Below are 25313 nucleotides of genomic sequence, written 5' to 3'. Positions count from 1 at the left end.
AAGCCGCTCCGGCCGACAACGCCGAACCGACAGACAGGGACGAACATGCCGTTCATCACCGTGGGCACCGAAAACAACACCGCCATCGACATCTACTACGAGGACCACGGCTCCGGCCAACCCATCGTGCTCATCCACGGCTTCCCCTTCAACGGCGCCACCATGGAGAAGCTCGCCAACCCCCTGCTGAACGCCGGTTACCGGGTCATCACCTACGACCGTCGCGGATTCGGGGCCTCCAGCCAGCCCGACACCGGATACGACTACGACACCCTGGCGGCCGACCTCGACACCCTCATGACGGAGCTGGACCTACGCGACACCATCCTCGCCGGCCACTCCATGGGCACCGGCGAGGTGACCCGCTACCTCAGCAGGTACGGCGCCGACCGGGTCAGCCGGGGAATCCTGCTGGCCCCCCTCGCGCCGTTCCTGCGCAAGACCGCGGACAACCCCGACGGCGTCGACGGCAGCGTCTTCGACGGCTTCAGGCAGGCCATCGCTGCCGACCGGTTCGCCTACCTCACCGCCTTCTGCACCAGCTTCTTCAACTACGACCAGACCAAGGGCCAGCAGGTCAGCGAGGAAGCGTTCAGGGCGCACCAGGCCATCGGCGCGCAGGCCTCCGCCCGCGCCATGTACCAGTGCATCGACGCCATCACCACCGACTTCCGCGCCGACGTGCCCCGGCTCGATCTCCCGATCCTCATCGTTCAGGGCGACCAGGACGCCGTGCTGCCCTACCCGCTGACCGGCCAACGGCTCGCCCCGATGCTGCCCGACGGCACCCTCGTCACCCTCGAGGGCGCCCCGCACGGCATCCCGTGGACCCACGCCGACGAGGTCACCAAGGCGATCAGGGACTTCATCGGCACCCCGGCCATGGCCCGCGCCTGACCGACGGTCACGACTTCGGGCCGACGTGCCGGTCGAGCGCGACGACAGCGCCGCGCCGCGCCACCGAGAGGCAGTTGCGCCGGTTCATCCGCCAGGCGATGCCGAGCAGGTCGAGGCCCCACTGGCAGAGCCGCATGATGTCGGCCGACTCGTTGACGAACATGTACCGCGGGTAGACGTAGTGCCGGCCTCTCGTCGTGACCCGGTTGGCGACGCGGCAGCCGTCGGAGTGGAACAGCCCGCGCAGGAAGTCGCCGGGGTGCTGTTCGATGATCGGTCGTTGCCAGTCGGCGAGGACGATCGGTCGATTGTGCTTCTTGCCGGGACCGTGCTGCGGGAGCAGGCAGGGCCAGTGCGCACCGCTGCTCTCGACCGAGACGCAGCCCTGCTTGGTGATCCTTTGCACGCGCGCGGCGAGCACCGCGAGCATGGCGGCCTCGCACGCGTCGGTGAGATCCGGATAGGTGGCCGTGCAAGCGATTCGGAGCACTGGGACCTTTGGTGACACGGCCAGATGACCGTCGCCCAGGTAGAGACCGAGCAGGTAGGCGTAGGCGGCGGGGTCGGTCGGATTCTCGACATCCGACCGGCACCGGAAGCACCGTAGCTCCGTGCCGCGCTTCACCGGTTCGGGTCGATCGACGCACCAGTGCCAGACCGTCGCGTACGGCAGGGAGAGCGTGCGAGCTACTGCGTGGATGTTGTGTCCGCGAGCGCGGAGGGCGCGGGCCTGTGCCCGCATCTGCGGTGGATGCACGCCCACATCGTCGAACACGTGTATGACGAAGTGCCGGGAGCGGGATTCGAACCCGCAAGCCCTTTCGGGCAGAAGTGTTTGAGACTTCCGTGTATGCCGTTCCACCATCCCGGCGGGTGGCGCCTACTGTACCCGACTACTCTCATGCGGGAGCATGGGTGGTAGCCGTGCAGTGATCGATGGTGGGGGTAGGGCTGGTGGCTGAGACGCCGACGGATGCCGAGCGTAGGCGCGTACTGATCGCCGAGGACGAGGCGCTGATCCGGCTGGACCTCGCCGAGATGCTCGTCGAAGAGGGTTACGAGGTGGTGGGGGAGGCCGGTGACGGCGAGACAGCCGTACGCCTCGCCGAGGAGCTGAAGCCCGACCTCGTCATTCTCGACATCAAGATGCCGATCATGGATGGGCTGGCCGCCGCCGAGCGTATCGCCGGTGCCCGGATCGCCCCGGTGATCATCCTGACCGCGTTCAGCCAGCGCGATCTGGTGGAGCGGGCGCGGGCGGCGGGCGCGATGGCGTACCTGGTGAAGCCCTTCCAGAAGAGCGACCTGGTCCCGGCGGTGGAGATCGCGCTGTCGCGGTACTCAGAGGTTGCGGCCTTGGAGGCGGAGGTCGCGAGCCTGACCGACCGCCTGGAGATCCGTAAGTCGGTGGAGCGCGCGAAGGGCGCGCTGATGACCACGTACGGCATGACCGAGCCGCAGGCGTTCAAGTGGATTCAGCGCACCGCGATGGACCACCGGATGACCATGAAAGAGGTTGCCGAGCGGATCCTCGCGGAGACCGCCGGCGGCGAGGTGACCCTGCCGGCACCCTGACCGGCATCGACCCGTGTCGAGGCGGATGGGGGCGGTGCTCGGCGTTCTCGCCGTGCTGGTGGCGTCCTGTGAGTCCGCGGCCTGTCCCGACTGTCCGGAGCCGCCACCGGTCCGGCCGGCCTGGCAGTCGGTGGTTCTGCCGGACCCGCCGGGTGTGCCGGGTCGACCGGTGGTGCGCGACGCCACGGCCTGTGCCGGCCGGTGGTACGTGGTCGGCGGTGTGGTCGATTCGGCCGGGGACACCCACCCGGCGGCCTGGACCAGCCCGGACGCCAGTTCCTGGGTGCCGCTGCCGACGGCGCCGGTGACGTTCTACGGCCGAGGGCACGTGCTTTCCGCGGCGGCCTGCCGAGACGGACGGTTGGCGGCGGTCGGGGCGAAGAACGGGGGCGCGCACGGCAATCCCCGCACCGGCACCTGGAGGCAGGCGTCGGACGGCACGCTGCACGAGGTGGATGCGCCCTTCGAGCGGTACGCCGGGCCGCGAGCGGTCACCGTGGCGCGGCTGGCGGCGGGGCCGCGGGGCTGGTTGATCGCCGGTAGTCGGATCGACGGTGCGGCGGTCTGGGTCTCCTCGGACGCGGCCGGGTTCGCGCTGGTGGAGGGGGCGCCGGAGCTGGCCGGTGACGAGCGGGGGAGGACGGCGGCGTACGACGCGGTGGCGGTGCCGTCGGGCTGGCTGGTGGTGGGTGCGGTGCTGCCGCCCGGGGGTACGGCGCTGACGCCGCTGGCCTGGTCCTCGGCGGACGGCCGGAGTTGGCGGCGGGCCGCCCTGCCGGTGGTGGACGGGCGGGGGCAGGCGCAGCGGGTGGCGGTGCCGGATGGCGTGCCGGTGGCGGTCGGGCCGGTCCGGGCTGGGTTCGGCAGTTGGCGGCTGACGACGGAGGGCTGGCGGCCGGCGGCCGGGTTCGGTGCGGTCGGACCGGGTGTGGCGTCGGCGGCTGGGCTGGTGGCCGTCGGGCGGAGGTTGGTGGCGGTGACGAGGGATGGGGACCGTCACGCACTGTGGCTCTCGGTCGATGTGGGTGAGTCGTGGCGGCCGGTGAGCGTGCCGTCGCCCGTGCCGGACAGCGGAGACACGGCGGTCTCGGTGACCTCGACTGGAGATCGACTGCTGCTGGTGGCTGACGATGGAAAGGCATCGCGTGCCTGGTGGGCGGGGGTTTCGGAGCTCGACCGGTAGCCGCCGGAAGTCCGCTGGCCAGTGCCGACGAAACGAAGGTGAAAAAGCTTCGCAACCGAAGGTTCTTACAGGGATCGTTTCCAATCCGCCACGGCGTGTAACGGTTCGGTCAACCCGCTCGCTTGGGGCTTACGTCACAGCTCCACGGTGGGATAACGTCCGGCCCCAGACCGGCGACGACGGTCTGGTTCGTCCGCCCCCGCAAGGGCCAATAGCCAGCGGGTGGTTCGGACCATGGGACGAGGAGGGTTCGGGCCTTGAGGCAAAAGCTCGCGCGCGTTATCGGTGGGGTCGCCATGGTGGCGCTCGTCGCCGGCGGAACCGCATGCTCCAGTGGCGACGATTCGGCAGGCGGCGGCGGTGACGCCTGCGGCAGCAAGATCGCGTTCTTCGGCGCGCTGACCGGCAGCTCGGCCGCGCTCGGCATCAACGAGAACAACGGTGTCAAGCTCGCCGTCGACAAGTACAACAAGGAAAACGCCGACTGCAAGGTCGAGCTGGCCGCCCTGGACTCGCAGGGCAGCCCCGACCAGGCACCTGGTCTGGCGCAGAAGGCGATCGACGACACCAAGATCCTTGGCATCGTCGGCCCGGCCTACTCGGGTGAGTCCGAGGCCGCTGGCCCGCTGTTCAACGAGGCCGGCCTGGTGACCATCACCCCGTCCGCGACCCGGCCGAGCCTGGCCGACCAGAAGTGGAAGACCTTCTTCCGCGCGGTCGGCAACGACTTCAGCCAGGGCCCGGCGGCCGGCAACTACATGAAGAACGTGATGAAGGCCGACAAGGTCTACGTCATCGACGACCAGTCCGCGTACGGTGCCGGCCTGGCCGACGAGGTCAAGAAGGTGCTCGGCTCGGCGGTTGTCGGCTCGGACAAGGTCCAGGGCGAGGGCAAGCAGACCGAGTTCTCCGGTGTGGTCACCAAGGTCAAGGCCGCCAACGTGAAGGCGATCTTCTACGGTGGTTACTACCAGGAGGCCGGCCTGATCCGTAAGCAGCTCACCGCTGCCGGGGTCACCGCGCCGCTGGTCGCCGGCGACGGCGTCAACGACGGTGCGTACATCACCTCCGCCGGTCAGGCGGCGGCCGAGGGCACCATCCTCACCTGCCCGTGCCAGCCGGCCGCTGAGGCCCGGGGCACCTTCGTTGAGGAGTTCAAGGCGCTCACCGGCACCGAGCCGGGCACCTACAGCGACACCGCCTACGACGCGGCGAACATCCTGCTGGCCGGTATCAAGGCTGGCAAGACCACCCGTGAGGGCCTGCTGGAGTTCGTGAAGGGCTACAGCGGCGAGGGTGTCGCGGCGAGCTACAAGTTCACCGAGACCGGCGAGCTGGACCCGGCTCAGGTCAAGGTCTGGGCCTTCAAGGTCACCGGCGGCAAGGTTGTCCCGGACCAGGAGATCCCGAAGTCCTGATGTTGGTCGCTGCTTCGGCGATTGAGTTGTGATCGCGGGTGCGGCCGGGAGCTGCTCGCTCCCGGCCGCACCCCAATTTTCTCTCCAGACGTGATGGAGCGTCCCTCCCTTGGACTTCAATGGACTGTTCTCCAACTTCGGGGAACTCACCACGACCGGCCTGACCCAGGGCGCGATCTACGCCCTGGTCGCGCTCGGATACACGCTGGTCTACGGCGTGCTGAGACTCATCAACTTCGCTCACTCCGAGGTTTTCATCGCCGGCGCGTTCGCGGCGATCTGGACCTGGAACGGCTTTGGACTCGACCAGAACTCACAGGTCAGTGGGATTGGATCGATCCTGTTCTACCTGCTGGTGGCGATGATCGTCGCGGCCATCGCCTCGGCGGGCACGGCGACGGTGATCGAGCGGGTGGCGTACCGGCCGTTGCGTAAGCGCAACGCCCCGCCGCTGGCCTTCCTGATCACCGCGATCGGCGCCTCGATCGCGATCTCCGAGGCCTTCGGCATCTGGACCCGCCGACTGCCGGAGGGCGCGCCCAGTCTGGTGAGCAGCAAGCCGCTGTTCCACCTCTTCGGCGTGCCGATCGACTCGGTGCAACTGCTGACGATCGGCGCGGCGCTGCTGATGATGGTCCTGCTGGACCTCTTCATCAACCGCAGCCGTACCGGTCGGGGCATCCGGGCCGTGGCCCAGGACGCCAACACCGCCGCGCTGATGGGTGTGAACAAGGACCGGATCATCCTGATGGTCTTCATCACCGGTGGTGCCATGGCCGGCGTGGCCGGTCTGCTGTACGACGTGCGGATCCAGACCCTGACCTACAGCGTCGGCTTCCTGCTGGGCCTCAAGGCCTTCACCGCCGCGGTGCTGGGTGGTATCGGCAACCTGCGCGGCGCGCTGATCGGTGGCCTGCTGCTGGGCGTGGTGGAGAACTACGCCGCCGGTCTGTTCGGCAGTCAGTGGAAGGACTTCGCTGCCTTCGCGGTGTTGGTGGTGCTGCTGATGTTCCGGCCGACCGGACTGCTGGGCGAATCGCTGGGGAGGGCACGGGCATGACGACCGTCCTGGAGAGGGTGCGCTCTGGCCGCGAGGCGGCCGGAGAACGGTGGCGCGGCGCGCCGCGCTGGGTGCGTTGGGCGTTGCTGGTCGCGGTGATCGCGTTCTTCTACGCGCTGCCGAACAGGGAGTTCTACCAGTATCTCGGGCCGATCCCGACCCCTGGTGCGAACTTCACGCAGGTGCTGTTCACCGTCTCGATCTACGTGCTGCTGGCCGTCGGGTTGAACATCGTGGTCGGTTTCGCCGGCCTGCTCGACCTGGGTTACTTCGGCTTCTTCGCCGTCGGCGCGTACACCGTCGCGGTGCTGACGTCGCCGAGCAGCAACCTCAAGACGCTCTGGCCGTGGCTGCTCGTGGTGCCGCTGGCGATCGGGCTGACCATGCTCTCGGGTGTGATGCTCGGTACGCCGACGCTGCGTCTGCGCGGTGACTACCTGGCGATCGTGACGCTCGGCTTCGCCGAGATGATCCGGATCGCCGCGGTGAGCTCTGAGTTCCTCAAGGGCCAGCGGGGCTTCAACCAGATCCCGCACCCGCCCGGCAAGTACGCCGACGGCAAGCCGTTCTTCGGCGTGCTGGACGCCCGTCCGTACTACTGGCTGGTGCTCACGCTGATCATCCTGGTGGTGATCGGTGTGCGGAACCTGACGCACAGTCGGGTCGGTCGGGCCTGGATCTCGATCCGGGAGGACGAGGACGCCGCGCAGCTGATGGGTGTGCCGACGTTCAAGTTCAAGCTCTGGGCGTTCGCCTCGGGTGCCGCGATCGCCGGCCTGGCCGGCGCGCTCTTCGCGGGTAAGCAGAACTTCGTCAACTCGCAGAACTTCGAGCTGCTCAACTCGATCATCATCCTGGCGGCGGTGATCTTCGGTGGTTCGGGCAACATCGTCGGCGCGATCGTCGGTGGTGGCCTGGTGGCGTACATGATCGAGCGGTTCCGCGGCATCGAGCTGTTCGGCGTGGAGCTGTACGAGTACCGGTTCCTGATCTTCGGTCTGGTCCTCGTGGTGATGATGATCTTCCGGCCGGAAGGCCTGATTCCGAACCGACGACGGGCGGCGGAGTTCAAAGACCGTCGCAAGGAGGTGATCGTCGGTGAGTGACACCGATCAGACGCCGGCTGTTCCGGCGCAGGCCGGCGCGCCGGCGGTGGAGGCGGTCCCCAGCCGGGAGCCGCTGCTGGAGGTCGACGACGTCACGCTGCGCTTCGGCGGCGTGGTCGCGCTCGACAACGTCAACTTCACCCTCTACAAGGGGGAGATCCTCGGGCTGATCGGCCCGAACGGCGCTGGCAAGACCACCTGCTTCAACGCGATGACCGGTATCTACCAGCCCACCACGGGTGAGATCCGGTTCCGTGGCGGCAAGATCAGCGGGAAGAAGCGCCACCAGATCACCCAGATGGGTATGGCCCGGACGTTCCAGAACATCCGCCTGTTCCCGGAGATGACGGCCCTGGAGAACGTCCAGGTCGGCGCGGACGCGCACCACAAGACCAGCGTGCTCTCCGCTCTGTTCCGGTTGCCTCGGCACCGGCGCGAGGAGCGTGAGGGACGGGAGAAGGCCGAGCGGCTGCTGGAGTTCGTCGGCATCCGGCACCGGCTGCACGAGTTCGCCCGCAACCTCTCCTACGGGGAGCAGCGGCGGCTGGAGATCGCCCGGGCGCTGGCCACCGATCCGGTGCTGCTCTGCCTGGACGAGCCGGCGGCCGGCTTCAACCCGGCGGAGAAGGAGGAGCTGCTCCAGCTCATCCGGCAGGTCCGGGACACCGGCGTGACCGTGCTGCTGATCGAGCACGACATGCGCCTGGTCATGGGCGTCACTGACCGGATCGTCGTGCTGGAGTTCGGAAAGAAGATCGCCGAAGGGCTGCCCGCCGAGGTGCGGGACAACCCGAAGGTGGTCGCGGCGTACCTGGGGGTGCCGGACGATGTTGCTTGAGATCGACGATGTGAGCCTGCTCTACGGGCGGATCCAGGCGTTGCACGGCATCAGCCTGACCGTGGCCGAGGGTGAGATCGTCGCGCTGATCGGTGCCAACGGCGCCGGGAAGTCGACCACCATGCGGGCGATCTCCGGGATTCGGCCGATCGCCACCGGCAGCATCCGCTTCGAGGGTGAGGACATCTCCAAGCTCCGAGCGGATCTGCGGGTCCGGCGGGGGCTCTGCCAGGCGCCGGAGGGCCGGGGGATCTTCCCCGGCATGTCGGTGCTCGAGAACCTGGACATGGGGGCGTACACCCGGCGTGACCGCGCCGGGATCGCCGAGGACCTGGCCCGGGTGCTCGACCTCTTCCCCCGGCTGGCGGAGCGGCGTAAGCAGGCCGGCGGCACCCTGTCCGGCGGCGAGCAGCAGATGCTGGCCGTCGGCAGGGCGTTGATGAGCCGGCCCAAGCTGCTGTTGCTCGACGAGCCCTCGATGGGGTTGGCGCCGATGCTGATCCAGCAGATCTTCGACATCATCAAGGAGATCAACGAGCAGGGCACCACCGTCCTGCTGGTGGAGCAGAACGCGCAGCAGGCGCTGGCCCGAGCGCACCGGGCGTACGTGCTCGAGACCGGCCGGATCGTCAAGTCCGGAACCGGTGCCGAGCTGCTGCACGACCCGGCGGTCAAAGAGGCATACCTCGGCGTGGCCTGAGCGGCCGTCACACCCCTCACGCAAGGAGTGCAGAAATGTTCATTACCAACGGTGCCCGGCGGGCGGCGCTCGGTGCCGCCAGCGCGGCGCTGGTCGCCCTCTCGCTGACGGCGTGCGGGGAGAAGGAGAACAGCGGCTCGTCCGGTGCCGGCCCGACCGTCACGGCGGCGGCCGACTCGGCGCTGGCCGGGAAGGTGCCCGACGCCATCAAGAGCGACGGTGTGATCAAGGTCGGCACCGACTCGACGTACGCTCCGGCGGAGTTCCTGGACCAGGACGGCAAGACGGTGGTCGGCTTCGACGTGGAGCTGTTCAACGCGGTGGCGCAGAAGCTCGGCCTCAAGGCCGAGTACGAGTCGGCGCCGTTCGACGCGATCCTGCCCGGTGTCGACTCCGGCAAGTACGAGATCGGTGTGTCGTCGTTCACGATCAACGCCGAGCGCCTCGCGAGCGTCAACATGGTGAGCTACTTCGCCGCCGGCACCCAGTGGGTGACCAAGGCCGGCAACGCGGCCAAGGTCGACATTGACAACGCCTGCGGCAAGAAGATCGCCGTGCAGACCGGCACCGTGCAGGTCGACGACATCACCGCCCGGTCGAAGAAGTGCACCACCGGCGGCAAGCCGGCGATCACCATCGACCAGTACCAGGCGCAGAGCGACGCCACGGCCGCCGTGTTCAGCGGCAAGAACGACGCCATGCTGGCCGACTCGCCGGTCGGGGCGTACGCGGTGAAGCAGAGCAACGGCTCGCTGGAGCTGCTCGGCGACATCTACGAGTCCGCCCCGTACGGCTACGCGGTCAAGAAGGACCAGACCGCCTTCGCCGAGGCGCTCAAGGAGGCCGTCCAAGCGGTCATCGCTGACGGCTCGTACCAGACCGCGTTGAAGAAGTGGGGCGTCGAGGGCGGCGCCATCACCTCCTCGGCGTTGAACCCCGCCAACTGACGCATGTCATCGGAAACGGACACAACCGAACGGGCACGGCCGGAACCCATCCAGGCCGTGCCCGTCCGGCATCCCGGGCGTTGGGTCGCGGTCGCCGTGATCGGGGTGCTGGTGGCCATGTTCGTCCACCTTCTGGTGACGAACAAGGCGTTCAACTGGGCTTTCATGGTCGACGAGATGTTCCGACCGCCGATCATGGAGGGTCTGCGCGGCACGCTCGCGCTGACCGTGCTGGCGATGCTGATCGGCGTCAGTCTCGGCGTTGTCGTCGCCATCATGCGGTTGTCGGAGAACCCGATCCTGCGGGGCGTCTCCTGGGCGTACACCTGGTTCTTCCGGGCCGTGCCCCGGCTGGTGCTGGCGATCCTCTTCGGCAACCTCGGCATCCTCTGGGCCCGGATCGAGTTCGGTCTCCCGTTCGATCGGCAGATCGGCGCGCTCTTCGGCGTCGACGACTTCGAGGCACGGTTGTTCGGCTTCTCCGCGCTGGAGATCCTCACGGGATTCGTCGCCGGCATGCTGGCGCTCGGGCTCTCCGAGGCGGCGTACATGGCCGAGATCGTCCGGGCCGGGATCCAGTCGGTGGACGAGGGGCAGACCGAGGCGGCGCAGGCGCTGGGCCTGAGCCGTACCCAGATCCTGCGCCGCATCGTGCTGCCGCAGGCGATGCGGGTCATCATCCCGCCGACCGGCAACGAGACCATCGCGATGCTCAAGGACACCTCGCTGGTGGCCTTCGTGCCGGTCTCCACCGAGCTGTTCTTCCAGCTCAAGGCCGTGGGTAACCGGACATTCCAGGTCTTCCCGATGTACGTGGCCGCCTGCCTGTGGTACCTGCTGCTGACCAGCGTGCTGCTCGTCGGGCAGTACTACCTGGAGCGACACTTCTCCCGGGGGTTCGGCAGGAGCGCCCAAGCGAAGATCAGACTGCGTGGGATCACCGCTGAGGCCGGCGGTAGCGCGAGCGAGGCGGGTCGGTGATGACGCAGGTGACGACACCGGCGGAGGCCGCGGAAACGGCCGGCGACGGCGTGATGGTCCGCGCCGAGCAGGTGCACAAGTCGTTCGGGTCGGTGGAGGTGCTCAAGGGCATCGACCTGGAGGTCCGCAGCGGCGAGGTCTGTTGTCTGCTCGGACCCTCCGGCTCGGGCAAGTCGACGTTCCTGCGCTGCATCAACCATCTGGAGAAGATCAACGCCGGCCGGATCCGGGTGGACGGCGACCTGATCGGCTACCGGGAGCGCGGCGGCAAGCTGCACGAGATGCGGGAGAAGGAGATCGCCGCCCAGCGCCGCGCCATCGGCATGGTGTTCCAGCGGTTCAACCTCTTTCCGCACATGACCGCCCTGCAGAACGTCGCCGAGGCGCCGGTGCTGTTGGGCCGGGAGCGCAAGGCCGCCGCCCGGGACCGGGCCGCCGCGCTGCTCGACCGGGTCGGGCTCGGCGACAAGCTGGGCAACTACCCGGGGCAGCTCTCCGGCGGGCAGCAGCAGCGTGTGGCCATCGCTCGGGCGTTGGCGATGCAGCCGAAGCTGATGCTCTTCGACGAGCCCACCAGCGCGCTGGACCCGGAGCTGGTCGGCGAGGTGCTCGACGTGATGAAGGATCTGGCCCGCGACGGCATGACGATGATCGTGGTGACCCATGAGATCGGGTTCGCCCGGGAGGTCGGCGACTCGCTGGTCTTCATGGACGACGGTGTGGTGGTGGAGTCCGGCGCGCCGCGCGAGGTGATCGCCAACCCCCAGCACGACCGGACGAAGGCGTTCCTGGCCAAGGTGCTCTGAGCCGGGGGTCAGGAACTCCTGCGTGACCCGGCGGCCAAGGAGGCTGTGGCCTGTCAGCCACTGCCGCACGAGCGAGTTGGCCGGTGAGGGGTACCCCTCACCGGCCGGCGCGCAGTCCATCAGACCGGGATCTGCGCCCTGTCGGTCAGTTGGATCCGGAGCGCGTACACGCGCTCCGGCGGAGGAACCGCCAGGCGTTTCGCCATCCTGCCGAATCGGGCTAGGAAATGTAGAGCCGGAGCCAGAAGCCGCGCGTACCGCACCGATCGCAGGCCACAGCCTGGGTGGTTGCCGAACCGGCGATGCGCTCAGCCGCGACTGGACGGCTGCCGCTAAACCCCGGCATGCACCAGTAGGTGGTGTAACCGGCGGCGACCTTCGCTTTGCCGTCGGCCTCGCATTGCTTCTCCTCCGAGGGGTAGTAGAAGGACATGGTGATCCAGCCGCCCGCCTGAGCCGGGGCGGCCGTGGCCGTGAGCCCACCCACCGCGACAAGCATCGCCACGACGACTTGCATGATCGTCTTACGCATTCGCAACCCCCGTTGATCGAGATGTGTCTCCGTACCGTAGTCGATCGATCACGTCCGCGCTCACCCGTTTGCCACCGGTGTCTGCCCGTCCGGCCGGCCCCCCTCTTGGGCTACCGGCCGCTCGTGGGCATCGGTGATCGGCTCAACCGCATGGTCGAGGCAGATCGTCAACGTGCCTCCAGCAGCGCCAACGATGCCGTGACGGCCAAGCGTCGAGGTCTGTGACGGGTTGGCTGCCGGTGAGATGCGGGGCGTTCCCCGACACCCTTCGCGGGCGCGAGGTTAGGCGCAAGGTTGTCGGTGCTACGGACTAGAGTCGCTGCCGTGACAGCTACGACACCGCGCCTGCTTCTCGTCGACGGACATTCCATGGCATACCGGGCGTTCTTTGCCCTTCCCGTGGAAAACTTCTCCACCACGACGGGGCAGCCGACCAACGCGGTGTACGGCTTCACCTCGATGCTGATCAACGTGCTGCGCGACGAGCAACCCACCCACATCGTGGTGGCCTTCGACGTCTCCCGCCGCTCCTTCCGCACCGACAGGTACGCGGAGTACAAGGCCGGCCGCAGCGAGACCCCGACCGACTTCAAGGGCCAGGTCAGCCTGGTCAAGGAGGTCCTGGCCGCGCTGCAGATCCCGGTGGTGGAGAAAGAGGGCTTCGAGGCCGACGACGTCATCGCCACGCTCGCCTGCCAGGCCCGCGACCAGGGCATGTCGGTGCTGATCAGCAGCGGTGACCGCGACGCGTTCCAGTTGGTCGACGATCAGATCACCGTCCTCTACCCGCGCAAGGGCGTCTCCGACCTGGCCCGGATGGACCCGGCGGCGATCGAGGCGAAGTACGGCGTGCCACCACAGCAGTACCGGGACCTCGCCGCGCTGGTCGGCGAGACCAGTGACAACCTGCCCGGCATCCCGGGCGTCGGCCCGAAGACCGCCGCCAAGTGGATCACCACGTACGGCGGGGTGGAGGGCGTGATCGCCCGCGCCGACGAGATCAAGGGCAAGGCCGGCGACAGCCTGCGCGAGCGGCTCGCCGACGTGATCCGCAACTACGAGATCAACCGCCTCGTCTCCGACCTGGAGCTGCCGCTGCGCCCGGAGGACACCCGCTGGACGGGGTGGGACCGGGAGGCGGTGCACCAGGTCTTCGACACCCTGGAGTTCCGCATCCTGCGCGACCGCCTCTACCAGTACCTGGAGGCGGTCGAGCCGGAGGCCGAGTCCGGCTTCGACCTCACCGGCGAGGTGCTCACCGAGCCCGGCGCGCTGGCCGGGTGGCTGAGCACGCACGTGTCGACCGGCACCCCGGTCGGGTTGGCGGTCAAACTCGACACCGGCCCCAACCGCCGGCACACCGCCTCGATCACCGGTCTCGCGCTGGCCACCGCCGGCGGCGCGGCGGCCTGGGTCGACCCGGCACGGCTCGACCCGACCGACGAGGGCGCCCTGGCCGGCTGGTTGGCCGACGAGCAGCGCCCCAAGGTGCTGCACGACAGCAAGCCGGCCGTGCTGGCCTGCGCCGCGCACGGCTGGCAGCTCGCCGGCATCGTCCGGGACACCCAGATCGCCGCGTACCTGGCCCGCCCCGATCAGCGGTCCTACGACCTGACCGATCTGGCGCTGCGCTACCTGCACCGGGAGCTGCGGGTGGACGTCCCCGAGTCCGGCCAGCTCACCCTCGACGGCCTCGGGGACGAAGGGGTGGTCGAGCAGAACCTGATGCTCCAGGCCCGCGCCACCCTCGACCTGGCCGACGCGATCGACGCCGAGCTGTCCCGCGACGGCGAGCAGTCCGCCCGGCTGATGGCCGGCGTGGAGCTGCCGCTGATGCGGGTGCTGGCCACCATGGAGAGCACCGGCATCGCCGCCGACACCGACTATCTCTCCGAGCTGGAGGCCCACTTCGCCGCCGAGGTGAAGGCCGCCGCGCAGGGCGCGTACGAGGCGGTGGGTCGGGAGTTCAACCTCGGCTCGCCCAAGCAGTTGCAGGAGATCCTCTTCACCGAACTGGGTCTGCCGAAGACCAAGAAGATCAAGACGGGCTACACCACCGACGCCGACGCCCTGCAGTGGCTCTACGCGCAGCAGCCGCACCCGGTGCTGGCCCACCTGCTGCGTCACCGGGACGTGGCCAAGCTCAAGTCGACAGTCGACGGGCTGCTGAAGTCGGTCTCCGACGACGGCCGGATCCACACCACCTTCAACCAGACCGTGGCGGCCACCGGTCGGCTCTCCTCCACCGAGCCCAACCTGCAGAACATCCCGATCCGCACCGAGGAGGGCCGTCGGATCCGTCGGGCCTTCGTGGTGGGAGGCGGCTACGAGTCTCTGCTCACCGCTGACTACAGCCAGATCGAGATGCGCATCATGGCGCACCTCAGCTCGGACGACGCGCTGATCGACGCGTTCAACTCCGGCGCCGACTTCCACGCCGCCACCGCCTCGTCGGTCTTCGGGGTGCCGCTCGACGAGGTCACCCCGGACCAGCGCCGCAAGATCAAGGCCATGAACTACGGCCTGGCGTACGGCCTGAGCGCCTTCGGCCTGTCCCAACAGCTCAGCATCAGCACCGAAGAGGCGCGCGGGCTGATGGAGAACTACTTCGCCGGCTTCGGTGGGGTGCGTGACTACCTTCAGCAGGTGGTGGCCCGCGCCCGCCAGGACGGCTACACGTCCACCATCCTCGGCCGACGCCGCTACCTGCCCGACCTGGTCAGCGACAACCGGCAGCGCCGTGACATCGCGGAGCGGATGGCGCTCAACGCCCCCATCCAGGGCTCCGCCGCCGACATCATCAAGGTGGCGATGCTGCACGTCGACACCGCGCTCCGCGAGGCTGGGCTGGGCTCACGGATGCTGCTGCAGGTGCACGACGAGTTGGTCTTCGAGGTCGCGCCGGGCGAACGGGAGGCGTTGGAGGCCCTGGTCCGGCGGGAGATGGGCGAGGCTCACCCGTTGTCGGTGCCGCTGGAGGTGTCGGTCGGTCTGGGCCGGGACTGGAACAGCGCCGATCACTGATGTGGTTGCGGTGTGGGGGTTCCGGGGCAGCCCGACCCACTCCGGGCGGTCAGGCTTGATCCCTGCGCGGGTCGGGCTGGCCCGGGACCCCTGACCAGGTCGCGGCCGCTGGCGTGGTTGGGCACTCGCCGACGGGCGCGGATCGTGGCGTTCTGAGCCACGAGTCGCCGACGTTGAGCAGATCGAGCGGGCGTTCGGCCAGCCAGGCGGCCATCCGCCCGGAGTGGTGCCCCGTGCGGCGCTGGCCGGCTACTTCATGGGGTCGTGGCCCCAGTTCATGAGCGACCAGCGCCACTTGGTGTCGCGGACGTTGCCGGAGGGGCGCTGCGCCATGTGCCGGCGTACGTAGCCGACGACCTTGCGCATGTGCTTGTAGTCGCCCTCGGACAGATCGCCGCGTTTGCGACGGAGCAGGTTGATGATCTTCCGGCCGGACTCGTGCCCGACGGACTCACCACCACCCGCGCGACCGCCCCTGTGCCAGCCGACCTGTTTCGACTCGTCGGTCTCCAGCCACGTGGACAGCTCGCCGGGCTTCATGTTCACCGCCTCGGTGAACTCCCGGTAGGTGTCCCGGCCCTCGTCGCTCTTACTCATGGCGCAACGCCTCGGGTCGGTGGGCCACGTCGCGGCCCGTGCCGTCACTGCGGACCCGGTACTGCGGGTCGTCGGGGGCCGCGTTCACCGCCCGCCCGCTGACCCTGGTCCGCTCGGTGATCGTCTCCTGCACCACGCCGTACGCGCGGCTGCCGTGGGCCGACCAGGAGACATGGTCGCCCTTGTGAAATCTCGGTTCGGCCATGGTCCTCGGCTACCCGACCCGGCTGGGGCGAAACGACTACGGCGTGATCTCGGCGACCGGCAGCTTGATGTCGAACGGGTCAGCCAACTCGATCACGTCGGCGCCGCCGGCGACCAGCTCGTACTGCCGCTCACCGCCCGGCCCCACCCGATCACCGATCCGGTACGCGTACACGTGCACCGGGTCCTGCTCGATCCGCCAGTAGAACGGGATACCCGCCGCGGCGTACTCACCCGGTTTCGCGAACCGGTCGATTCGACGCGTTCCCGGCGAGACGATCTCCACGGCGAGCAGGACGTCCGACGGCCGAAGAGTAGACCGGTTGGACGGCACCTCAGCGCGGCAGACCAGAACGTCCGGCTGACGGCTGGTGTTGGGGCTGAGCCCGACTCCGACGGCCTGCGAGACCCGCAGGTGGGCCGGCGCGTGCGTGTGGAGCCACATCCGCAGCAGAAACGAGATGTCTTGATGGCCCAGGGTGGGGGAGGGTGTCACCTGGATAACTCCGTCGACGAGTTCGACGCGGGGGGCGTCGTCCGGCAGGGTGAGCAGGTCCTCCAGCGTGTAGTCGGCACGCTGCTGCCGCATCGGATCCGGACACCAGGGGCCAGGTGATGTCGGAACGGGCTCGGCGCTCATGGGCACGAGCCTACCGGCGGTCGATGGCTCGCACGTCGGACAACGGGTGCGGCGCTCACTCGGCGGGCTTCTCGGTGACGAAGATGGCGGTGCCGGGGAAGAGTCGTCCGCGCAGCGGGCTCCACTGCCCCCAGATCCCCTCGTGTCCCTCCGGCCACTCCGGCTCCACCAGGTCCAACAGCCGGAACCCGGCACCGACCAGCTCGCGGATCCGGTCGCCGAGGGTGCGGTGCTGTTCGACGTAGGTGGCCACGCCGGTCTCGTCCTGCTCGACGTACGGGGAACGGTCGAAGTACGAGTGCACGGCGGTCAAGCCGCCCTCGCCGGGGTCGTCGAGGAAGATCCACCGCATCGGGTGGGTCACCGAGAACACCCACCGGCCACCCGGGCGCAGCACCCGGTGCACCTCGGCGAGCAGCGCCGCCGAGTCGTCCACGAACGGGATCGCGCCGAACGCGGTACAGGCGACGTCGAACGACCGGTCGACGAACGGCAGGGCGAGCGCGTCGGCCTGCACCAGCGGTACGCGTACCCCGGTGCGGTCGGCGGCCTCGGCGGCGTGCCGCAACATGCCGGCGGACAGGTCGAAGGCGACCGGCCGGGCACCCTGGGTGGCGAGCCAGCGGGCGGCCGCCGCGGCGCCGGCGCCCACCTCCAGCACCCGCCGCCCCGACACGTCGCCGAGCAGCCGGACGTCGGCCTCGCGCAGGCCCTCGGGGCACCACACGAAGTCGACGTCGCCGAGGAACGCGCCGTGTTCGGCCTGGTAGTCGTCGGCGTCGGTGTCCCACCAGCCGCGGTTGGCCCGCCGGGCCTCGGCGTCACCCACCCGGCGCCGGGTAACCCGGCTGTCGTCATCCACGCGCTCACGCTAGGCCCCACCCACCCCATTGGGCACGGCGGCGCGTCCACGATCCGCGCGGCGGGCTTGATCGACCCGGTGTCGGTGACGTCGCGGTGTTCGATCCGCGGGAAACTGGCCCGCGGCGGGCCGCGGCGACACCCTGGAAGCCGGAGCGACCACGGCGGCTCGTGGTGCGCGCCGACAGGGGCGGGAGGGGCTGCTGTGACGCAGGAGACAGCGGTGGTCTTTTCCGGGCGATTGTTCGGCTTTCGCAGGTCATCGCACGAAGAGAAGCCGGGAGGGCTTGCACGCTGTGGTAATGCGCACGGTAGGCTAGACGATGCGCTCGCGGATCGCGTTGCCTCGGCAGGGAGCAGGTGCGCGGTCGACGGAGCCACATCATGATCTCACTAGGCGATCGTTCGGTGTGCCCGGCGACGGATCCGCTGGCGCGAACAGGTCACTGCGACACACCAGCCTGCTGTGACAACCCACCGACCGGAGCAACCGCCCACATGACGAGCAGCATCGAGGCCCCCTCGAGCGCCACCCGGGTCACCCACGACGATCTTGGTTCCGAGGAAGCATTCCTCGCCGCGATCGACGAGACCATCAAGTACTTCAACGACGGCGACATTGTCGAAGGCACCGTCGTCAAGGTCGATCGGGACGAGGTCCTGCTCGACATCGGCTACAAGACCGAGGGTGTCATCCCCTCTCGGGAGTTGTCGATCAAGCACGACGTGGACCCCGCCGAGGTTGTGACGGTTGGTGACCACATCGAGGCCCTGGTCCTCCAGAAGGAGGACAAGGAGGGTCGTCTGATCCTCTCCAAGAAGCGGGCGCAGTACGAGCGGGCCTGGGGCACGATCGAGAAGATCAAGGACGAGGACGGCGTCGTCCGCGGTTCGGTCATCGAGGTGGTCAAGGGCGGCCTCATCCTCGACATCGGGCTGCGCGGCTTCCTGCCCGCGTCCCTGGTCGAGATGCGTCGTGTGCGCGACCTGCAGCCGTACGTCGGGCGGGAGCTCGAGGCCAAGATCATCGAGCTGGACAAGAACCGCAACAACGTGGTCCTGTCCCGCCGGGCCTGGCTGGAGCAGACGCAGTCCGAGGTGCGCACCGAGTTCCTCAACAAGCTGCAGAAGGGCCAGGTCCGCAAGGGCGTCGTGTCCTCGATCGTCAACTTCGGCGCGTTCGTGGACCTCGGCGGCGTCGACGGTCTGGTGCACGTCTCCGAGCTGTCCTGGAAGCACATCGACCACCCGTCCGAGGTCGTCGAGGTCGGCCAGGAGGTCGAGGTCGAGGTCCTGGACGTCGACCTGGACCGCGAGCGGGTCTCGCTGTCGCTGAAGGCGACCCAGGAAGACCCGTGGCGGCAGTTCGCCCGCACCCACGCGATCCAGCAGATCGTGCCGGGTAAGGTCACCAAGCTGGTTCCGTTCGGTGCGTTCGTCCGCGTGGACGACGGCATCGAGGGTCTGGTCCACATCTCCGAGCTGGCCGAGCGCCACGTGGAGATCCCGGAGCAGGTCGTCCAGGTTGGCTCCGAGGTCATGGTCAAGGTCATCGACATCGACCTGGAGCGTCGCCGGATCTCGCTGTCGCTCAAGCAGGCCAACGAGGGCTTCGTCGAGGGCGAGGAGCACTTCGACCCGACGCTCTACGGCATGGCCGCGACGTACGACACCGAGGGCAACTACATCTACCCCGAGGGCTTCGACCCGGAGACGGGCGAGTGGCTCGAGGGGTACGACAAGCAGCGCGAGACCTGGGAGAACCAGTACGCCGAGGCTCGTCTGCGCTGGGAGGCCCACACCAAGCAGGTGCAGACCTCTCGGGCCGCCGACGCCGAGGCTGCCGCCAACCCGACTCCGGCCGTTCCGGCCGCTGCCGGCGGCGGTGGCGGTGGCACCACCTCCTCGTCCAGCCCGGCCCCGAGCCGGCAGGCCGAGGAGCCGGCCGGCACGCTGGCCACCGACGAGGCGCTCGCCGCACTGCGGGAGAAGCTCGCCGGCGGTAAGTGACCCGCTGAACGACGACGGGCCCCGTCCCCGCGATCTCCGGATCGTTGGGGGCGGGGCCCTCGCCGTATCCGCCGCCTGTCCGGCCCGCCGTCCCGCTGACCGCCCCGCCGCCCCACTGGCCGTCCCGCCGCCCCGCTGCCCCGCTGACCGGCCCGCCGGCCGACCGTCCCGCCAAGATCGTGCTCAATCCATGATGTAGTGGCCTCCCCCGCGGCTGCACACCACTACATCCTGGTTGGAGCACGACCTTGGCGGTCATGGGCGGGCTCGAACCCCGCTTCCGGTGTCTCCGGGGCGGGGTTCGTCGTCATGATCCGCGCAACATCAGGGATGTTGGTGTCTCCGCGCGTGTCGGAGGCAGCAACTTCCGGGAAGGTGTTCGGATCTTGGGCGCGGGGCGCGGGGCGCGGGGCGCGGGGCGCGGCAGGGCGGCGGGGCGGTCGGCCGGCGGCGCGCGGGCGGGGGTCATCGGGCCCGGGGTGGGGTGGTGGCGAGGTCGCCGGGGCGGTGGGTTGGCGGCGGGTTTGACGATCCGGTTGACTGTTCGGGTGCTGAGGGTGGGGTTGACCGGCGGGATCGGGTCAGGAAAGAGTGCGGTGGCCGCGCGGCTCGTCCAGCGGGGCGCGGTGCTGATTGACGCGGACCGGGTGGCCCGGGAGGTGGTGGCACCGGGTACGGACGGGCTGGCCGAGATCGTCGCCACCTTCTCCGACGCGGTGGTGGACGCCGACGGCGCACTGGATCGTGCCGCGCTGGGAGCGGTGGTGTTCGCCGACGAGACCGCCCGTCGTCGGCTGGAGGCGATCACTCACCCCCGGGTCCGGGCCCGCACGGCGGAACTGGCCGCCGCGGCGGCACCGGACGCGATCGTCGTCAACGACGTACCGCTGCTGGTCGAGGTGGGTCTCGCGCCGACGTACCACCTGGTGGTCGTGGTGCAGACGGCCGTGGCGACCCGACTGCGGCGGTTGGAACGCGACCGGGGGATGGGTCGCGCGGAGGCCGAGCGGAGGATCGCCGCCCAGGCCGACGACGCCCGCCGCCGGGCGGCGGCGGACGTGGTGCTGACCAACGACGGGAGCCTGACGGCGCTGCACGACGCCGTCGACCTGCTCTGGAAGCGGCGGTTGGTGCCGTACGAGGACAATCTGCGCCAGCGGCGGGTGGTCCCGCCCGACGAGGCCGAGTTGGCCTGGGCCGACGCGAGTTGGCCGGAGCAGTACGAGCGGCTGGCCGCCCGGATCCAGCACGCGCTCGGTGCGAGTGCCCTCCGGATCGATCACATCGGTTCGACGGCGGTGCCCGGTCTGGCCACGCAGAACGTCATCGACGTGCAGGTGGCGGTCGCCAGCCTCGCCGAGGCCGACGGGTCGTTGGTCGATCGGCTCGCGGGCGCGGGGTTCCCGCGGGTGCCGGGGCAGTGGTGGGACGATCCGCGCCCGGCCGGCCGGGGCCGCTGGGAGAAGCGGTTGCACGGTAGCGCGGACCCGGCCCGCCCCGTTCGTCTGCATGTGCGGGTGGCGGATTCGCCGGGTTGGCGGTACGCGCTGTTGATGCGCGACCACCTGCGTGCCGACCCGGATCAGCGAGCCACGTATCTGCTGCTCAAGCGGGACCTCATCGACGCGGCGCCGGTAGCGGGCGATTCCGGTACGGGCCGCAACCCGTGGTTCGACGAGGAGTATCTGCGGGCCGAGCAGTGGGCCGCGCAGACCGGCTGGCGTCCCTGAGGCGTCGGTCAGCGGGCACCGGGCCGTGGGGTCGGAGAGCGAGGGGCCGGGGGTCGAGGGTTGGCAGCCTGTCGGGGCACGACGGCGGGCTGGAGGTCCAGGTGTGCCCACGCGCCGGCGTCGGTCCGCAACTCGAGGCGGCGGAGCGACCCGTCCCGGTCGAGCCAGTAACGCAGCCGCGCGTCGGCCGGGCCCGACTCGATGACGTCCACTGTCCGTCCGGCGATGACGTCCTCGCGTACCCGCACGGCCGCGCCGCGCTGCCCGACCGACCCGGCGGCTATCGCGGCGTCGACCAGCGCACTCAGGTCGTCTCGGGCGGGTCGGGAGGCCCGCCATCCACCGGCCGGGGGCGGTAGCGGCGGCCGGGCCGGCGCCTCCGCGGTGCCGCCCCCACCATCGGCCGCCGGCAGGTCCGCCCGGGCCAGGCCGCCGGCGTCGCGGCGCAGCAGGGTCCGGCGATCGGGTACGCCCAGGTCGGCGACCGCGAGGTAGGCGCTGCGCGCGGTCCAGCTCAACCAGCCTGCGCCCCGCAGGTTCGTGTCGGTGCCCATGGCCGCGGTCAGCGTCACGGTGGCACCGCCGTGAGCGCGGAGCCGGGCCGGCAGTCGGTCGAGCCGACGTTGCTCGGAGTCGGTCAGCGCGCGGGGCAGACCGGGGCGACCGCCGAGTGCGTCCACCGGTCGGAGTGTCGGCCGATCCACACGGTTGAAGATCATCGTGACCGGACCGGTGCCGGGCAGCACGGTCACCAGCTTGTGCAGTCGGGCGTCCTGATCGAGCCAGTAGCGGGTCTCTCCGTCCGGGGCGGGCGTCGCGGCGCTGGGGGTGCCGGTGCTGGCGGCTGACGCACCGGTGGGCAGGGGTGCCTGTATGACGTCCAGCGGGCCGGCCGGAACGGCCTCGCGGGCGAGCCAGCGCGCCTCGTCGGACGGTGCCGTCCGGGTCGTGGTGTCGGGGCGGTCGGCGGCGAGATCGAGGAGCAGGTCGAGCACCGGTGCCAGGTGTGACCCCGGTGCCGGTCGGTGCAACCGCCACCGGTCCACCGGGGGCATCAGTGGTGGGGCGGCGGGAGTGGGCACCGCCGCCGGGTCGGGCCGGATCACCAGCACCGGACCGCTCCTCTGCAACAGTCCCCGTTCGGCACCCGCTCCCGGCCCGCCCACGTCCAGGTAGAGCAGTGACCGGGACCAGTCCACCCAGCCCACCAGTTCGGTGCGGGCGGCACCGGTACCAGCCGTGACCCGTACGCCGGCGCGCAGGTCCCGCAGGTTGGTGACCCGCACGGCGGCCAGCCGTTCACGCTCCGCCAGGGTCAGCGGCCGGGCCGGCTCGGGCGGGTCGGGTGCCCAGCTCAACAGCCCGAGCACCAGCGCGGTCGCGGACGTCACCGCCGTCAGACCGAGCAACAGCAGCACCGTACGCCGACGACGGCCGGTCGGGGGCGGCCCGGCGGTGTCGGCCCCGGTGGTGTCAGTGGTGTCTGGCGTGTCGCCACGGCGGGTGATCTCGCGGTTCTCCGCGAGGTTTCGCTCGGCGGCGGTCCGCCGCGGGTCCTTGGCCCTGCGGCCGGCGGTGGCTCGGCGCGCGCCGCCGGCGGACCGGCCGGCTGTGGGCCCGCTCCCGGTGCCGGGGCCTCTGCCGCCGGTCGGGCTCTTGCCGCCGGTCGTGCTCTTGCCGCTGGCCGTGCCCTTGCCGGTGCCTGGTGCTGCCGGGGAGGGCGTGGCGGTGCGGGCGGTGTCGGGCGCCGGGGTCGCAGAGGTGTCCACGGAGATGAAACGGGCGGGGAGGCACCGGGGTGACGAGCAGGGGCGCTCGCGGCGGCCGGTCTGCGCCTCGAGCGCGACCACACGGGTGCGCACGCCGGACGAGCCGGGTGCTGCGACCGCAGTGCCGGGGGTGACCGGCCGTGATGTTGGCCTGGGCCACCGGCCCGGTCGGCCGCCGCGAGCGGCCTACATGAAGAGGGTAGTCCCGGTGACATGGGCCACACAATGGGAATATTGAAGCTGATCACGTACCTGGCGTGACGGCCGTTCCTGTCGGACCTCCGGCGTACCGTTGATGGCATGGCGCTCGACATTCCCCGGCTGGACAGCCGCTTCCAGGTCGTCAGTGACTTCCAGCCGGCCGGCGACCAACCGGCAGCCATCGATGAGCTTGAGCGTCGAGTTCGGCGCGGCGACCGCAGCACGGTGCTGCTCGGCGCGACCGGCACCGGCAAGAGTGCCACCACGGCGTGGCTGATCGAGCGGCTGCAACGCCCCACCCTGGTGCTCGCCCCGAACAAGACGCTCTGCGCGCAGCTGGCCAAGGAGTTCAGCGAGCTGCTGCCGCACAACGCGGTCGAATACTTCGTCTCGTACTACGACTACTACCAGCCCGAGGCGTACATCCCGCAGACCGACACCTACATCGAGAAGGACTCCTCGATCAACGAGGAGGTGGAGCGGCTGCGGCACTCGGCGACGATGTCGTTGCTCACCCGCCGCGACGTTGTCGTGGTGGCGACCGTCTCGGCGATCTACGGCCTGGGCACCCCGGAGGAATACCTCAACCGGGCGGTGAAGGCGCAGGTCGGGCAGGAGCTCGACCGCGACCAGTTGCTGCGCCGGCTGGTCGACATCCAGTACACCCGCAACGACATGGCCTTCCAGCGGGGCACCTTCCGGGTTCGCGGCGACACGCTGGAAATCATCCCGGCGTACGAGGAGCTGGCGATCCGGATCGAGTTGTTCGGCGACGAGGTGGAGAAGCTCTACTACCTCAACCCGTTGACCGGTGACGTGGTCCGCGAGGTCGACCAGCTGGTGATCTTCCCGGCCACCCACTACGCGGCCGGCCCGGAGCGGATGGAACGGGCGATCCGTGACATCGAGGTCGAGCTGGCCGAGCGCCTCGCCGAGCTGGAGCGGCAGGGCAAGCTGCTGGAGGCGCAGCGGCTGCGGATGCGCACCACCTACGACATCGAGATGATGCGGCAGGTGGGCTTCTGCTCCGGCATCGAGAACTACTCGATGCACATGGACGGGCGGCTGCCCGGCAGCCCGCCGCACGCCCTGCTCGACTACTTCCCCGACGACTTCCTCACGGTGGTCGACGAGTCGCACGTGACCATCCCGCAGATCGGCGGCATGTACGAGGGCGACGCGTCCCGCAAGCGGATGCTCATCGACCACGGCTTCCGGCTGCCCAGCGCGGCCGACAACCGGCCGCTGCGCTTCGACGAGTTCCTGGAGCGGGTCGGCCAGATGGTCTACCTCTCCGCGACCCCCGGCACCTGGGAGATGGAGCAGGCTCAGGGCGAGTTCGTCGAGCAGGTGATCCGACCCACCGGTCTGATCGACCCGGAGGTCGTGATCAAGCCGACCAAGGGCCAGATCGACGACCTGATGCACGAGATCAAGCTGCGGACCGACCGGGACGAGCGGGTGCTGGTCACCACGCTGACCAAAAAGATGGCCGAGGACCTGTCCGACTACCTCCTGGAGAACGGCATCCGGGTGCGCTACCTGCACTCGGAGGTCGACACGTTGCGCCGGGTGGAGCTGCTGCGCGAGCTGCGCAAGGGCGACTACGACGTGCTCGTCGGCATCAACCTGCTCCGCGAAGGTCTGGACCTGCCCGAGGTGTCGCTGGTGGCGATCCTCGACGCCGACAAGGAAGGCTTCCTGCGCAGCGGCCGGTCGCTGATCCAGACCATCGGTCGGGCCGCCCGTAACGTCTCCGGCCAGGTGCACATGTACGCCGACAAGATCACCCCCTCGATGGCGGCGGCGATCGACGAGACCGATCGGCGTCGGGCCAAGCAGATCGCGCACAACGAGGCGCACGGCATCAGCCCGGAGCCACTGCGTAAGAAGATCCACGACATCCTGGACGACATCTACCGCGAGGCGGAGGACACCGAAAACTCCCGGGTCGGCGGCGCGGTGCGTCAGCTTTCCCGAGGCAAGGCACCGGTCAAGGAGACCCGCAGTCGGAGCCGGTCCGCCGCGGGCGCCACCTCCCGGGAGGGAATGGCCCGCGCCGACCTCGCCCAGCTCATCCAGGAGCTCAACGACCAGATGCTGGCCGCCGCCCGCGAGCTCCAGTTCGAGTTGGCGGCCCGGATCCGCGACGAGGTCTCCGACCTGAAGAAGGAGCTGCGCGGCATGGACGCCGCCGGCGTGAAGTGACGGCCAGCCGGTCGGCCCCGCCCAGC

Annotated in this window: 22 protein-coding genes and 1 tRNA gene; 15 read left to right on the top strand and 8 right to left on the bottom strand. The window is 69.7% G+C overall.

Features of this window, described 5'->3' with window-relative positions; all coding sequences use genetic code 11:
• Positions 1-45: 45 nt before the first annotated feature.
• Entirely contained in the window at positions 46-897 is an 852-nt protein-coding gene (locus tag ACZ6NZ_RS26535) for an alpha/beta fold hydrolase (RefSeq protein ID WP_465860776.1), read from the top strand.
• A gap of 7 nt (positions 898-904) precedes the next feature.
• Here ACZ6NZ_RS26535 and ACZ6NZ_RS26530 read toward each other — a convergent pair whose 3' ends face one another.
• On the bottom strand, positions 905-1654 hold the full coding sequence (locus tag ACZ6NZ_RS26530) for a transcriptional regulator (protein WP_465860775.1): 750 nt from the start codon (positions 1652-1654) through the stop codon (positions 905-907).
• 31 nt (positions 1655-1685) lie between these two features.
• Positions 1686-1768 (bottom strand) — tRNA-Leu (locus ACZ6NZ_RS26525).
• An 83-nt stretch (positions 1769-1851) separates the two neighbouring features.
• Here ACZ6NZ_RS26525 and ACZ6NZ_RS26520 point away from each other — a divergent pair.
• From ACZ6NZ_RS26520 to ACZ6NZ_RS26475, 10 genes are all read left to right on the top strand, one after another.
• Positions 1852-2472, top strand: a complete 621-nt coding sequence (locus ACZ6NZ_RS26520; protein ID WP_091408093.1) for an ANTAR domain-containing response regulator — start codon at positions 1852-1854, stop codon at positions 2470-2472.
• Between the two features lie 13 nt (positions 2473-2485).
• On the top strand, positions 2486-3655 hold the full coding sequence (locus tag ACZ6NZ_RS26515) for a Kelch repeat-containing protein (protein ID WP_465860774.1): 1170 nt from the start codon (positions 2486-2488) through the stop codon (positions 3653-3655).
• Positions 3656-3912: 257 nt separating this feature from the next.
• Entirely contained in the window at positions 3913-5073 is a 1161-nt protein-coding gene (locus ACZ6NZ_RS26510; RefSeq protein WP_465860773.1) for a branched-chain amino acid ABC transporter substrate-binding protein, read from the top strand.
• A 109-nt stretch (positions 5074-5182) separates the two neighbouring features.
• Entirely contained in the window at positions 5183-6133 is a 951-nt protein-coding gene (locus ACZ6NZ_RS26505; protein ID WP_091407906.1) for a branched-chain amino acid ABC transporter permease, read from the top strand.
• A complete protein-coding gene (locus ACZ6NZ_RS26500) occupies positions 6130-7239 on the top strand; it encodes a branched-chain amino acid ABC transporter permease (RefSeq protein ID WP_091407909.1) in 1110 nt (369 codons plus the stop codon). Before ACZ6NZ_RS26505 ends, ACZ6NZ_RS26500 begins: the two co-directional genes overlap by 4 nt.
• Positions 7232-8077 (top strand): ABC transporter ATP-binding protein, encoded by an 846-nt coding sequence (locus ACZ6NZ_RS26495; protein ID WP_465860772.1) that lies wholly within the window; start codon positions 7232-7234, stop codon positions 8075-8077. The genes ACZ6NZ_RS26500 and ACZ6NZ_RS26495 overlap by 8 nt, the downstream gene beginning before the upstream one ends.
• A complete protein-coding gene (locus ACZ6NZ_RS26490) occupies positions 8067-8777 on the top strand; it encodes an ABC transporter ATP-binding protein (protein WP_366613221.1) in 711 nt (236 codons plus the stop codon). Before ACZ6NZ_RS26495 ends, ACZ6NZ_RS26490 begins: the two co-directional genes overlap by 11 nt.
• A gap of 35 nt (positions 8778-8812) precedes the next feature.
• Positions 8813-9724, top strand: a complete 912-nt coding sequence (locus tag ACZ6NZ_RS26485) for an ABC transporter substrate-binding protein (protein WP_366613219.1) — start codon at positions 8813-8815, stop codon at positions 9722-9724.
• 3 nt (positions 9725-9727) lie between these two features.
• Positions 9728-10705, top strand: coding sequence for an amino acid ABC transporter permease (locus ACZ6NZ_RS26480; RefSeq protein ID WP_355007595.1), 978 nt, complete (start codon positions 9728-9730; stop codon positions 10703-10705).
• Entirely contained in the window at positions 10705-11511 is an 807-nt protein-coding gene (locus tag ACZ6NZ_RS26475; RefSeq protein ID WP_366613217.1) for an amino acid ABC transporter ATP-binding protein, read from the top strand. The genes ACZ6NZ_RS26480 and ACZ6NZ_RS26475 overlap by 1 nt, the downstream gene beginning before the upstream one ends.
• 220 nt (positions 11512-11731) lie before the next feature.
• Here ACZ6NZ_RS26475 and ACZ6NZ_RS26470 read toward each other — a convergent pair whose 3' ends face one another.
• The gene (locus tag ACZ6NZ_RS26470) at positions 11732-12043 is read right to left on the bottom strand and encodes a hypothetical protein (protein WP_465860771.1); all 312 of its coding nucleotides are present in this window, start codon (positions 12041-12043) and stop codon (positions 11732-11734) included.
• Between the two features lie 324 nt (positions 12044-12367).
• Between ACZ6NZ_RS26470 and polA the strand changes: the two genes are divergently transcribed.
• Positions 12368-15067, top strand: coding sequence for a DNA polymerase I (gene polA, locus ACZ6NZ_RS26465; protein ID WP_465860770.1), 2700 nt, complete (start codon positions 12368-12370; stop codon positions 15065-15067).
• A 249-nt stretch (positions 15068-15316) separates the two neighbouring features.
• On the opposite strand, the gene ACZ6NZ_RS26460 is transcribed toward polA, so the two are convergent.
• The 4 genes from ACZ6NZ_RS26460 to ACZ6NZ_RS26445 all read right to left on the bottom strand — a co-directional run bounded on the left by ACZ6NZ_RS26460 (position 15317) and on the right by ACZ6NZ_RS26445 (position 17370).
• A complete protein-coding gene (locus tag ACZ6NZ_RS26460) occupies positions 15317-15664 on the bottom strand; it encodes a DUF3140 domain-containing protein (protein ID WP_465860769.1) in 348 nt (115 codons plus the stop codon).
• The gene (locus tag ACZ6NZ_RS26455) at positions 15657-15869 is read right to left on the bottom strand and encodes a hypervirulence associated TUDOR domain-containing protein (RefSeq protein ID WP_465860768.1); all 213 of its coding nucleotides are present in this window, start codon (positions 15867-15869) and stop codon (positions 15657-15659) included. Before ACZ6NZ_RS26455 ends, ACZ6NZ_RS26460 begins: the two co-directional genes overlap by 8 nt.
• A gap of 36 nt (positions 15870-15905) precedes the next feature.
• Entirely contained in the window at positions 15906-16457 is a 552-nt protein-coding gene (locus ACZ6NZ_RS26450; RefSeq protein WP_465860767.1) for a Uma2 family endonuclease, read from the bottom strand.
• A 106-nt stretch (positions 16458-16563) separates the two neighbouring features.
• Complete coding sequence (locus ACZ6NZ_RS26445; protein WP_465860766.1) at positions 16564-17370, bottom strand: class I SAM-dependent methyltransferase; 807 nt, start codon at positions 17368-17370, stop codon at positions 16564-16566.
• A gap of 497 nt (positions 17371-17867) precedes the next feature.
• On the opposite strand from ACZ6NZ_RS26445, the gene rpsA reads away from it, so the two are divergent.
• Both rpsA and coaE read left to right on the top strand, forming a co-directional pair.
• Positions 17868-19379, top strand: a complete 1512-nt coding sequence (rpsA, locus tag ACZ6NZ_RS26440) for a 30S ribosomal protein S1 (RefSeq protein ID WP_091407939.1) — start codon at positions 17868-17870, stop codon at positions 19377-19379.
• A 548-nt stretch (positions 19380-19927) separates the two neighbouring features.
• Entirely contained in the window at positions 19928-21109 is a 1182-nt protein-coding gene (gene coaE, locus ACZ6NZ_RS26435) for a dephospho-CoA kinase (RefSeq protein WP_465860765.1), read from the top strand.
• A gap of 8 nt (positions 21110-21117) precedes the next feature.
• Here the strand turns inward: coaE and ACZ6NZ_RS26430 are convergent, their stop codons facing one another.
• Positions 21118-22878: a hypothetical protein gene (locus ACZ6NZ_RS26430; RefSeq protein WP_465860764.1), complete on the bottom strand. Its 1761-nt coding sequence runs from the start codon at positions 22876-22878 to the stop codon at positions 21118-21120.
• 300 nt (positions 22879-23178) lie between these two features.
• On the opposite strand from ACZ6NZ_RS26430, the gene uvrB reads away from it, so the two are divergent.
• Positions 23179-25287 (top strand): excinuclease ABC subunit UvrB, encoded by a 2109-nt coding sequence (gene uvrB / locus ACZ6NZ_RS26425; RefSeq protein ID WP_366609409.1) that lies wholly within the window; start codon positions 23179-23181, stop codon positions 25285-25287.
• Positions 25288-25313 lie beyond the last annotated feature (26 nt).

It is taken from the genome of Micromonospora sp. NPDC047756, from assembly GCF_055587245.1.
Note: the sequence above shows the minus strand (reverse complement) of the source record. Positions and strands in the feature narration are given on the sequence as shown.

Bases quoted from the DNA above. Each gene is read 5' to 3' on its own strand.
- ACZ6NZ_RS26470 (WP_465860771.1), bottom strand. From the start codon at position 12,043: ATGCGTAAGACGATCATGCAAGTCGTCGTGGCGATGCTTGTCGCGGTG.
- uvrB (WP_366609409.1), top strand. From the start codon at position 23,179: ATGGCGCTCGACATTCCCCGGCTGGACAGCCGCTTCCAGGTCGTCAGT.
- ACZ6NZ_RS26460 (WP_465860769.1), bottom strand. From the start codon at position 15,664: ATGAGTAAGAGCGACGAGGGCCGGGACACCTACCGGGAGTTCACCGAG.
- ACZ6NZ_RS26500 (WP_091407909.1), top strand. From the start codon at position 6,130: ATGACGACCGTCCTGGAGAGGGTGCGCTCTGGCCGCGAGGCGGCCGGA.
- ACZ6NZ_RS26475 (WP_366613217.1), top strand. From the start codon at position 10,705: ATGACGCAGGTGACGACACCGGCGGAGGCCGCGGAAACGGCCGGCGAC.
- rpsA (WP_091407939.1), top strand. From the start codon at position 17,868: ATGACGAGCAGCATCGAGGCCCCCTCGAGCGCCACCCGGGTCACCCAC.
- ACZ6NZ_RS26535 (WP_465860776.1), top strand. From the start codon at position 46: ATGCCGTTCATCACCGTGGGCACCGAAAACAACACCGCCATCGACATC.
- ACZ6NZ_RS26490 (WP_366613221.1), top strand. From the start codon at position 8,067: ATGTTGCTTGAGATCGACGATGTGAGCCTGCTCTACGGGCGGATCCAG.
- ACZ6NZ_RS26450 (WP_465860767.1), bottom strand. From the start codon at position 16,457: ATGCGGCAGCAGCGTGCCGACTACACGCTGGAGGACCTGCTCACCCTG.
- ACZ6NZ_RS26485 (WP_366613219.1), top strand. From the start codon at position 8,813: ATGTTCATTACCAACGGTGCCCGGCGGGCGGCGCTCGGTGCCGCCAGC.
- ACZ6NZ_RS26480 (WP_355007595.1), top strand. From the start codon at position 9,728: ATGTCATCGGAAACGGACACAACCGAACGGGCACGGCCGGAACCCATC.
- ACZ6NZ_RS26455 (WP_465860768.1), bottom strand. From the start codon at position 15,869: ATGGCCGAACCGAGATTTCACAAGGGCGACCATGTCTCCTGGTCGGCC.